Source organism: Belnapia sp. (genome assembly GCF_059504005.1).
This window is the reverse complement of record NZ_JCACHU010000033.1, coordinates 1-8,969: the sequence shown is the minus strand read 5'-3', so window position 1 is coordinate 8,969 and position 8,969 is coordinate 1. Positions and strand designations below refer to the sequence as shown.

11 protein-coding genes are annotated in these 8,969 nt (G+C 64.8%); 3 read left to right on the top strand and 8 right to left on the bottom strand.

Annotated elements, in window-relative coordinates:
- Positions 1-100: 100 nt before the first annotated feature.
- The 4 genes from AC5JJ1_RS05335 to AC5JJ1_RS05320 all read right to left on the bottom strand — a co-directional run bounded on the left by AC5JJ1_RS05335 (position 101) and on the right by AC5JJ1_RS05320 (position 3,428).
- Complete coding sequence (locus AC5JJ1_RS05335; RefSeq protein ID WP_495784080.1) at positions 101-766, bottom strand: YaaA family protein; 666 nt, start codon at positions 764-766, stop codon at positions 101-103.
- 115 nt (positions 767-881) lie between these two features.
- Positions 882-1,616, bottom strand: coding sequence for an SDR family NAD(P)-dependent oxidoreductase (locus AC5JJ1_RS05330; protein WP_495784079.1), 735 nt, complete (start codon positions 1,614-1,616; stop codon positions 882-884).
- A gap of 181 nt (positions 1,617-1,797) precedes the next feature.
- Complete coding sequence (locus AC5JJ1_RS05325) at positions 1,798-3,000, bottom strand: CaiB/BaiF CoA transferase family protein (RefSeq protein WP_495784078.1); 1,203 nt, start codon at positions 2,998-3,000, stop codon at positions 1,798-1,800.
- A gap of 98 nt (positions 3,001-3,098) precedes the next feature.
- A complete protein-coding gene (locus tag AC5JJ1_RS05320; protein WP_495784077.1) occupies positions 3,099-3,428 on the bottom strand; it encodes an MOSC domain-containing protein in 330 nt (109 codons plus the stop codon).
- A 357-nt stretch (positions 3,429-3,785) separates the two neighbouring features.
- Here AC5JJ1_RS05320 and AC5JJ1_RS05315 point away from each other — a divergent pair, with 357 nt between their 5' ends.
- The 3 genes from AC5JJ1_RS05315 to AC5JJ1_RS05305 all read left to right on the top strand — a co-directional run bounded on the left by AC5JJ1_RS05315 (position 3,786) and on the right by AC5JJ1_RS05305 (position 5,780).
- On the top strand, positions 3,786-4,577 hold the full coding sequence (locus AC5JJ1_RS05315; RefSeq protein WP_495784076.1) for a DUF3489 domain-containing protein: 792 nt from the start codon (positions 3,786-3,788) through the stop codon (positions 4,575-4,577).
- Positions 4,577-5,275 carry a recombinase family protein gene (locus AC5JJ1_RS05310; RefSeq protein ID WP_495784075.1) on the top strand — a complete coding sequence of 233 codons (699 nt, stop codon included), beginning with the start codon at positions 4,577-4,579 and terminating at the stop codon, positions 5,273-5,275. The genes AC5JJ1_RS05315 and AC5JJ1_RS05310 overlap by 1 nt, the downstream gene beginning before the upstream one ends.
- A 67-nt stretch (positions 5,276-5,342) precedes the next feature.
- On the top strand, positions 5,343-5,780 hold the full coding sequence (locus AC5JJ1_RS05305) for a hypothetical protein (RefSeq protein ID WP_495784074.1): 438 nt from the start codon (positions 5,343-5,345) through the stop codon (positions 5,778-5,780).
- Positions 5,781-5,829: 49 nt separating this feature from the next.
- On the opposite strand, the gene AC5JJ1_RS05300 is transcribed toward AC5JJ1_RS05305, so the two are convergent.
- The 4 genes from AC5JJ1_RS05300 to AC5JJ1_RS05285 form a co-directional block, all read right to left on the bottom strand.
- The gene (locus AC5JJ1_RS05300; protein ID WP_495784073.1) at positions 5,830-6,582 is read right to left on the bottom strand and encodes an alpha/beta fold hydrolase; all 753 of its coding nucleotides are present in this window, start codon (positions 6,580-6,582) and stop codon (positions 5,830-5,832) included.
- Between the two features lie 341 nt (positions 6,583-6,923).
- Positions 6,924-7,472, bottom strand: a complete 549-nt coding sequence (locus AC5JJ1_RS05295) for a dioxygenase family protein (RefSeq protein WP_495784072.1) — start codon at positions 7,470-7,472, stop codon at positions 6,924-6,926.
- 316 nt (positions 7,473-7,788) lie between these two features.
- A complete protein-coding gene (locus AC5JJ1_RS05290) occupies positions 7,789-7,992 on the bottom strand; it encodes a hypothetical protein (protein WP_495784071.1) in 204 nt (67 codons plus the stop codon).
- Positions 7,993-8,749: 757 nt separating this feature from the next.
- Complete coding sequence (locus AC5JJ1_RS05285) at positions 8,750-8,932, bottom strand: hypothetical protein (protein ID WP_495784070.1); 183 nt, start codon at positions 8,930-8,932, stop codon at positions 8,750-8,752.
- Between the last annotated feature and the right edge of the window lie 37 nt (positions 8,933-8,969).

Below are 8,969 nucleotides of genomic sequence, written 5' to 3'. Positions count from 1 at the left end.
CATCGCACGCCAGACCTGTCTAGCCGTTTCAGCCGTTACCGGGACGGGCTCCTAGGCGACTTAAAATCCAAGCGCAGTCAGTTCGATCTCCGCCTTGTCTTCATGCGGCTCCGAAGTTCGGCACCAGCACGCCTTGAATTAGGTCACTGGCGCAGCTGTAGTGCCAGTTGGTGCGACGCGGCGTGATGTAGGGCTGCACTAAGCAGCCCGGCGCCTGCGGTTGTCGGCTGGCATTGAAGAAGACGAGGCGGCGGCCCGGATCGGACGCAGTGAGCCGCAAGAACAGAGGCAGGTAATCTTTTCCACCGAGGAAGACTGTGTCGCCGGGTAATTGCTCTGCCAGTGCATTGAAGTCGGCAAACTCGTCGCCCGACCGTCTCCGGCAATGAGGATCAGCCGAGCCACTGAAGGATATGTCGTAAGCGGGCAGCCGGAAGCTGCCGCGGACGAGCCCCCAGCCAGCCGAGAGGATGAATAGGTTCTCCGAACCGATAAAACGCTCGAGCGCAGCGTAGGTCGGTGAGGTGTACAGCTGCGCTGCCGGCAGCAGCGTCGAGGCGTCCGCCCCGTTGTTCTCGTGGACCACCCTGTCCCGCCAAATCTTGCCGGGAATATCAGAAGGTTGGTCGGGATGTGCATGCAAAATCCCCGGGTTCCGGGTCACCAGTTCAGGACGCGCAACGAACGAAACCCGGCGGCCATCTCCGGACTCGAAGGTTGCGGCGTTTGGATGCTTAGCCCCGGCGCATTGAATAACGACTTTCATGCCAAGCCACTCTCACGATTTGACGCAACATGCAGCCCCGAAACGCGGTGCCTATGGCCATGCCAATGTGGCGGACATTCCAATGCTGGCTGCTTGCGACAAAGGCGACCACCCTTCAATTAAAAGCCATCCCGCCAGACAGCGCCACGGTTTGGCCCGTCATATATGCATTGCCCAACAGCATCATGACCACCTGCGCCACCTCGTCGGTCGTTCCAAATCGGCCAAGCGGAATGCGAGACGGCGATTGGGCCACGCCCGACTTCACCATGTCGGTTTCAATGAGGGACGGCGCGACTGCATTGACCGTGATACCCTCCTTGACAAGCCGAGCGGCATAGCCGCGCGTCAGTCCTTCCATGCCGGCTTTGGACGCGTTGTAGTGCACCCCAACTGCACCTGCGCCTCGCGCTGCGCCGGACGACATGTTGACGATGCGGCCCCAGCGCTGCGCACGCATGTGTGGCAGCACCGCCTGGGTGCAAAGAAAAGCGGATTTCAGGTTGACGGTGATCGTTTCATCAAAGTCGGCCTCGGTCAGATCGTCGATGCCGCGGATCAGGGCGATGCCGGCGTTGTTGATGAGAATATCAACGGGCCCGATCTGCTCAGAGACGCTCTGCACCAGAGCGGCAACGGCACTACTGTCAGCGACGTCTGCTTGAAGGGTGACCGCTCGGCCAGATCCTTGGCTAATCTTGCAGGCAACCGCCTCGGCGTCGGCTGACCTTGAACGGTAGTTGATGGCGACGGCTGCCCCAGCCTCACCCAAGGCTAAGGAAACCGCAGCACCAATCCCTCGAGACCCGCCCGTGACCAGGGCAACGCGACCGCGCAATGGTTGGGTCATACAACGGCTTCCTTGCTCGTGTGGCGGGCTGACTGACTTAAAGAGCCGGCTTGGTTGCACTTGGACAAGTTCGCTGGCTTTGCTGACAGAGACACCATCCGGCGCAGTGCTCAGTTCAAGATGGCCCAAGCCGGCTCTATAATTCAATTAAGGTGGACATGCGCGACAACAGCCCGGACGCCTACCGTCGGCCCAAAGCACCAGCTTCGCGCAGCGTTCTGATTTCCGCCGGCGTGTAGCCAAGCTCGGATAGGATAGCATCCTCATCCCCGGCGAGGCTTGGCGGCGGCCTTGCAGGCGATTTGGCCTCGCCTGCGATGTGCAGGGGACTGTCCACCGTCCAGCCCCCAGCGACCGTTTGACGAATGGCACCTGTCGCCCGCGGCTGGTCTGCCGCCGCTGCCTCCCCCGTGGTCGCCACGGCATCAAAGGTCAGGCCGGCAGCATCCAGCAGCGGCCGCCACTCGGTCAAGGTGCGGGACGCGAAGGCGGCATCAAGCACGGCGACCAGCGCTGACGCGTGCGTCCGACGCTTGATTTGACTGGCGAAACGCGGGGCATTGCCCCAATTCGGTTGACCGAGCACCTCCAGCAGCGCCGGCCATTGCCGCGTCTCGTTGAGTAGCGCGAGCAGGAACCAGCGGCCGCAGCCAGCCTGATACAGGTTCACCAGGGCATTTGGCGCCTGGTCGCGCGGTGGCCGGGGTACGAAGTGTGCCCCGTCCAATGCCGCTTGCACCATGAAACCGTTAGACCAAAGCCCTGCGTCAAGGAGTGAGACGTGCACGAACCCGCCTTGACCTGTTCGTTCCCGCCGGTAGAGCGCGGTGACGACGGCGCCGTAAAGGGCGAGGCCGGCCGGATGGTCTCCCATGCCGGCTACCGAGCGGGCAGGCGGAGCACCGGCATCAGACCTGACGAGGTCCATCAGGCCGCTGCGGGCCCAGTAGGCGGTAGCGTCGAAGCCGGTCTTGTCCGCCTCCGGCCCGGTCTCGCCATATGCGGTAAGTGCCGCATAGATCAGCTGCGGGTTCAGCGCCGCCAGGGTATCAGGACCGATACCAAGACCGGTACGCAGCCTGGGCACTGTGTTGGTTACGAAGACGTCGGTGGAGATGATCATCCGATGCAGCACCGCCTGGGCGTCGGCGCGCTTGAGGTCCAGGATGAGACCGCGCTTGCCCCGATTGTCGAGCATCCAAGGGTAGTCTGTCTCACTACGTGGCTGGCCGGGGGCGGTAGCCAACATGCGGTACGCGTCACCTCCAGGCGGCTCCAACTTGATAACGGTGGCGCCGAAATCGCCCAGGATGGTGGCTGCTGAAGGGCCTGCCACATAGGTGGCTGCGTCGATCACCTTGAGGCCTGCGAAGATCCCGGCCATTTATGTCGCCTCCCCGTTTCCACTGCTATGCTGCTGCGGAAGCGGTCAGCGCGGCAACTCTAGAGGAACAGGCACAGCCTTGCCGTAGCGGCCGTGATTTACATGGACGGTGTTTCGTCGAGCGGCAGCCGCATGACACTGTCCCCAACCGTGATCACACCGGCCTCCATAACCCGTGCAGTGATGCCGCCATGGTGGCGAACAGCATTGTACCCGCCCGGCCCGAGCTCATCCTCCATGCGGGAGCACGGATGGCACTCGCCGCTCCACTCCAGCAGCGCGCCGCCAATGCGAAACCGTCTGCTTTTCAAGGCGAATAAGTTGAAGCCGGCGACAACCAGATTGCGTCGGAGCTGCCGCGGGTCCACAGCAGGCCGGCCGAGAAAGCTTGCGATAGCGGCGAGATGCTCCTGCGCGATCACCGTCACCTGACGCGCTCCATCCTCGGCACCGTGCCAGCGGTCGCCCTCAAGCCCTCGCCCTGCTTCAAGTCTTGCCTCGTTGACACTGATCATTGGTGCCCTGCGGGCTGGGCGTAGCCCGATCCAAACCAACCGTCCCGGTGCCATTGGGCCATCGAGCAGGCGCGCCAGCGGCGAGCCGGCGGGCGGGAAGAAACTACGCTGACGATGGTCCATGCCGATCAATCTAGCCCAAGCTGCACTATCCGGCTTCCCTTCCTACTCACATAGAGCAAATGGTCGTTACGCGCCGCTGTAAGCCCGGGTGCGCCGCCCCGACCAGTTATTCGGCGGGGCTCTGGGCAGTAGCACCCGGTTGGTCGGGTGCTGCACAAGGAGCCCGCCATGACGCCTACCCCGACGCAAGCCTCGATCCTCGCCGCCGCGCTACAGCACCCGCAACACCTCATCGCTCCTCCGGCCCGGCTCGCCCCGGCGCCGCGCGACGCCATTCGCCGGAGCCTCCTCGCCAAGGGCCTGATCGAGCCGGCAGCGCTTGGTCAGCCGGACGAGAGCACAGCCTGGACGGTGAACGGTGTCCCCGTGAACTACCGCCTGGCCGAGGCGGGCCTGCGCTCCGCTGCCGAGACCGCCGACGCGGGCGCCTCGGCAGAAGCTCCTACAACGGCCGCACACGCGCCTGAGGCTTACGAGGCCACTCCGCCGGCCCAGAAGCCACCCGCTGCCTCCGCTGAGGCCTCTCCAGCGATGCCGAGCCGCCAAGGGCTGCGCGCCGCGGCGGAGGCTGTGCTAGCCGCCTGGGACGATGAGAAGGCCCGAGAAGCGCGTCTGCCCGATGCGATCGCCGCTCTGTGCGCCGCACTCGCCAGCAAGCCCAACCGGCCGCCGCGCGATCCGGCCCAACCCCGCAAACCGCGCGAGGGCACAAAGCAGCAACAGGTGCTCGCCATGCTGCGCCGGCCGGAAGGCGCCACCGTCGCCCAGATCGCGGAGGCCACCGGCTGGCAGGCCCACACGGTCCGCGGCTTTTTCGCCGGGCTGAAGCGGCGCCAGGGCATCGCAATCGAGGCAGCCGAGCGGGTCCGCCAGGTCGGCCCCGGTAAGGAGGGCGCCAAGGGCAGCTACACCGTCTACCGCATCGCGGAGGCCGGCTGATGCGGCCCACGCTCCACGGCGCTGCCAGGCTGGCGGTCGGACTCTATCGGGTCTCGACCGCTGAGCAGGGGCAGAGCGGCCTTGGGCTCGAGGCACAACAGGCCAGCGTCCGCGCCTTCGCCGAGGCCCAAGGCTGGATCTTGGTCGCTGAGTACTCCGACATCGCCAGCGGCAAGGACGACCACCGGCCGGGCTTCCAGGCGGCGCTGGCCCGCTGCCGCCAGCTCGGCGCGGTGTTAGTCGCGGCTCGGCTCGATCGCATTACCCGGCGTGCCCATACCCTCCCTGGGCTTTTGGAGGAGGGCTATCAAATCCGGGCGGCCGACATGCCCGGCGCCGATGACCTCATGATGCGCATCTACGCCGCCATGGCGCAGAAGGAGCGGGAGCTGATCGGCGAGCGGACCAGGGCGGCGCTGGCGGCGGCCAAGGCTCGTGGGGCTGTCCTGGGCGGGGATAGGGGCTACCGGCCACCCAAGGACCCTGACGCCATCGCAGCGGCCCAGGCGCGGCGCATGGCGGCAGAGCGAGCAGCGCATCGGCTGGTGCTGGAGGTGGAGCGGCTATACGCCGAGGGTGTCACCGGCCACGCGGCGATAGCCAGGGCGCTGACGGAGCGGGGCGTACCGACGCCAAATGGTTGTGCGGTCTGGACGCACACGACCGTACAGCGGGTGATGGCTCGCGTCACTTGCTGATCTCGCTTCGGTCTCGACACCTTGGTTCCGCTCCGAGGAAGGGTCGGGCTAGCGTGAGGCGCGCCCTGTGGAGGAAATCATGGAATATGTATGCGACGTTGCAGGAGGCGGCGCTTGGTTTCGTATCCAGTCCGAGGCCGAGGCGGTGCAGGAATCCGAGCTCATGCGGCATGCGGTCGAGAAGCATTTCAGACGCGCGTTCGAAGCCGCCTCGGAGGCCTTCGATACAACTGGAATACCCTTCATCGAGCAGGACATCCGTCGCGCCAGCCATATCCGACGCGTGTTACCGGTGTTCCTGACGTTGCGTGACGATGAGGGGCGCCCACTTGTAACGGCCATGCTGCCGCCGCCGGGTCGGACGCAGCCGGAACTACGCCCCGTTGTTGTCGGTCATGGCAATAGTGATCCCTACCCCGCTCATAGCGAGGCGATCGCTGTCCTTGGAGCTCGCTTCGGCCTGAGGCTGGACCGGGCACGGTGCTATCCCTACGGCCGGTCCTAGGCACTTGATGCCGGGCACAGGATTGGATTAGCCCCACCGCTCGTGCCCGCTACCGATCGGGCGTATGGCGCTGAAGGAAGGTGACGACGCGCGCCTCCTGCGTGGCCAGGTGCTCCGGGCCGCGCCAATCGACAAGAACCTCCACCCCGGGCAAGAGGCCGGCCAGTTCTGCGCTGGTCTTAGCAGGATGCGGCGTATCGCTCCCGGGCAGCAGCATGGTGGGCACCGGGCAGGTGCGGGCGAAGGCGTGATCGACTGAGAAGACGAAGTCGCCGTTCCACATGTTCCGGCCGAAGGCCTCGGTCGCGCCGCTGTCCAGTTCGGGCCGCGCCTCGCGCTGCTCCCGGCCCCAGGCGGCATGGCTGTCGGGGAAATACTCCGGATGCTCTGGATGCAGGCCGATCGGGTTCTGCAGCACCGCTGCGGTGACACGGTGCGGAGCTATCTCCACCACCTTTAGGCAGAAGCTCCCGCCGATGCAGCCGCCCAGCACATGGAAGCGCTCAAAGCCTAGATGGTCCATCAGTGCCAGATGATCGGTCGCGTAGGTGTGCCATCCGTGATCGGCCCTGATCTCGGCCTGAGATTTTCCCGCATTGCGTTGGTCCATAGCAATGGCCGTAAAGCCTGCTGCAGGCAGCGCCTGTGTCCAGTCAACCCAGGGCCGGTGAGGGCTGCCAAACGGAGACGACCACATCTCCATGCGAGACCGCAGGCCGCCTGGCGCAAACAGCAATACGGGGAAGCCAGATCCGTAGGTCTGATAGGCAATTCTGCCGTCCGGCCGGTTCAAGAAAGGCATTAGGGTCCTCCCGTTCGCTATTCTGCCCCTGTCCCCCGATCATGTGTCAAACCAGCGGGTCCTTACGGTGGGACAGAGCGGCGGCCCTCCTCTCTCCGAGTGGGGTCGAGCCCGCCGCACCGGCGGGAGTTAGAAACTGAGCCGCTGCGGACCGAAGGTGTCAGTGGCCAAGCCGCGATCGCACGGGCGCTGACCGAACGCTGCATGTCTATGCCGCGCGGCAGCGGGGTTTGGATGTATACAACGGTTGCACATGTGATGACGCGGGCGGCCTGCTAACCGGTATGAGCTAACGTCCGCGCCGCTCGCTCACTCAACGGCACGCCGGTGCAACACACGTGTCAGCCCAGCACGATGTCGCGGTTAGCCAGAAGAACGCCCGTCTCGATCCGATCTGCGTGCTGCAGCCGCAGCATGACCGCGTCGCGCTGGCGTGGGTCTCGCAGAGCGTTGAACAAGCCGTCACGCTCGTTCAGCGGCTCGCCATCGACATAGAATTGCGTCACGAGCGGCTGACGACCCGGTGCAGCAATCGCCACATGGATATGCGGTGTCCGGCCCGGATACGCCACAGGGCGAATGGTCCGGAACGCGTAGCTGCCATCAGCCCCAGCGACCACACGCCCGCGACCCTGGAAACCCTCGTCGCGTCGGTCCTGTCGATCGCGCGGATGACGATAGCGGCCGAGGGCGTCGCATTGCCAAATCTCGACAATGGCGCCTGGCAAAGGCGCACCACGGACATCCAACACCCGCCCGCGCAAATGGGTCACCACCCCTTGCGCCATCGCCGCAGCGCCCGTCACCCGGACGAGATCACCATCCGTGTCGCCCTCCCAGTCCACCGGGTAAAAAGGGCCGGTGGTCTGCCGAGGGGTCGGCACTGACATCGGGGGCTGTGCCCTTGCATGGTCGATGATCCCTGACCCGGCGATTGCAGCCAGTGCGCCCGTGGCAAGCAGATGACGACGGCTCGGCAGAGGGGGTGTTGGAAACAGCACGGTAGCCTCCTACGGCGGCTCTGGTCCGGCACATGGCTGTCCCAAGAGCGTCTCACAAGGCGCAACGGCGGCGAGCGGACGACCGTCGAGGGCTCGATGGCGCTCGGTCGAGCGCAGAGTGCCGGCACCCGCCAGCCGCGGTGCCTGAACCCCCACGATCGTCGTCCGTGTGTTGGCTCGAGCGGAAGCTTGACCCACTGCCCGGTCACCGACGCACGATGGCGAGAACCTCTTCGGCCCGCTGCCGTGCCTCCTCTTCAATCAGCGGCCAAGGCCAGGCGGGATGAGCCGCCAGCACGCGCTCCATAAACGCGGCCACGAGCTCTCGCTCCGATGGCATCATGCGCAGTGCCAAGGGATCGAAGCAGGCGGTTCTTGCGGAGCGAGCTGGGGGCGAATCGTCGGGCATGACTGAAGACTAGAACCAATCATAAACACACTGTCAGCACCAAGCGTAAAGCGGCCGCGTTTGTCCCCGATATCCACAGACGCCGCAGGCCGACCGCCCCCGGGTGTCGATCGGCAGCGCCTAAGCGCCTCACACACGCTGTTACAATCTGTCTTCAAATCAAGGCCGATCCGCCTCGATCCTGCCGTGACCCGAGCGCCACCATGCCTCGTCGGACATCCCGATCCGGAGGACACCATGCGTAGGCTTCTCGTCGCAGCCGCCCTTGGGCTTGCACTGCTCTCGGCCGGCACCATCACCGGCATCGCTACGGCGACGCCATACAGTGCCACGAAGCCCGCCGGTTCAGCCGAGCAAGCCGCGCCAATCTCGCCGGTGCACTACGAGCGTGGCTACCACCACCGCGATTACCGGCCGCGCTATGCTCCGCCGCCTCACCACTGGCGCGGTTACGCGCGGCCACGGCATGACCACTTCTCACGCCACTATCGGCCTTACGGGTACGGGCCGCGGTACTCCTACCAGGACGGGCCGCGGTACTCCTATCAGTACGGCTCGCGCTATTAATCTTGCATGCCGCGAGGTTGGTACCGAAAGGCTCGGCTTGGGACGCTCGGCTCATAGATTGCTGAGCATGTCAAAAAGGCGAGTGTAAGTTTCGGTACTGTAAAGTCGCTCACTAGAGGCGAGGTGCTTATCGCATTGCAGGAGCGCGCATTGGCGGCTCCGTGCCAAAGGTCTGGAGCCGCCTAAGCGCTTAGGATGAAAAAATGAAGTCGCTCTCGGTCAGATTGACACGACCCACCAGTTCGATCTGGCCTGCTGGACCTTGGTACTCGTAGTTCTCGCCGGGCATGGGCGGAAAGTAGATCCTCCCCAAGTCGATGACCGTGTTGTCGCCTTCGTAGTGGAAGCCGACCTGTAAGAGGGCGTTAAGCAATTTTCTTCTGTTTGTTGGCTAGACGGCGGAGCGTGAT

What these genes read in the sequence shown, in the direction of transcription:
- AC5JJ1_RS05310 (WP_495784075.1), top strand. Translation starts at nt 4,577, where the DNA reads ATGCGGCCCACGCTCCACGGCGCTGCCAGGCTGGCGGTCGGACTCTAT.
- AC5JJ1_RS05295 (WP_495784072.1), bottom strand. Translation starts at nt 7,472, where the DNA reads ATGTCAGTGCCGACCCCTCGGCAGACCACCGGCCCTTTTTACCCGGTG.
- AC5JJ1_RS05300 (WP_495784073.1), bottom strand. Translation starts at nt 6,582, where the DNA reads ATGCCTTTCTTGAACCGGCCGGACGGCAGAATTGCCTATCAGACCTAC.
- AC5JJ1_RS05335 (WP_495784080.1), bottom strand. Translation starts at nt 766, where the DNA reads ATGAAAGTCGTTATTCAATGCGCCGGGGCTAAGCATCCAAACGCCGCA.
- AC5JJ1_RS05290 (WP_495784071.1), bottom strand. Translation starts at nt 7,992, where the DNA reads ATGCCCGACGATTCGCCCCCAGCTCGCTCCGCAAGAACCGCCTGCTTC.
- AC5JJ1_RS05325 (WP_495784078.1), bottom strand. Translation starts at nt 3,000, where the DNA reads ATGGCCGGGATCTTCGCAGGCCTCAAGGTGATCGACGCAGCCACCTAT.
- AC5JJ1_RS05330 (WP_495784079.1), bottom strand. Translation starts at nt 1,616, where the DNA reads ATGACCCAACCATTGCGCGGTCGCGTTGCCCTGGTCACGGGCGGGTCT.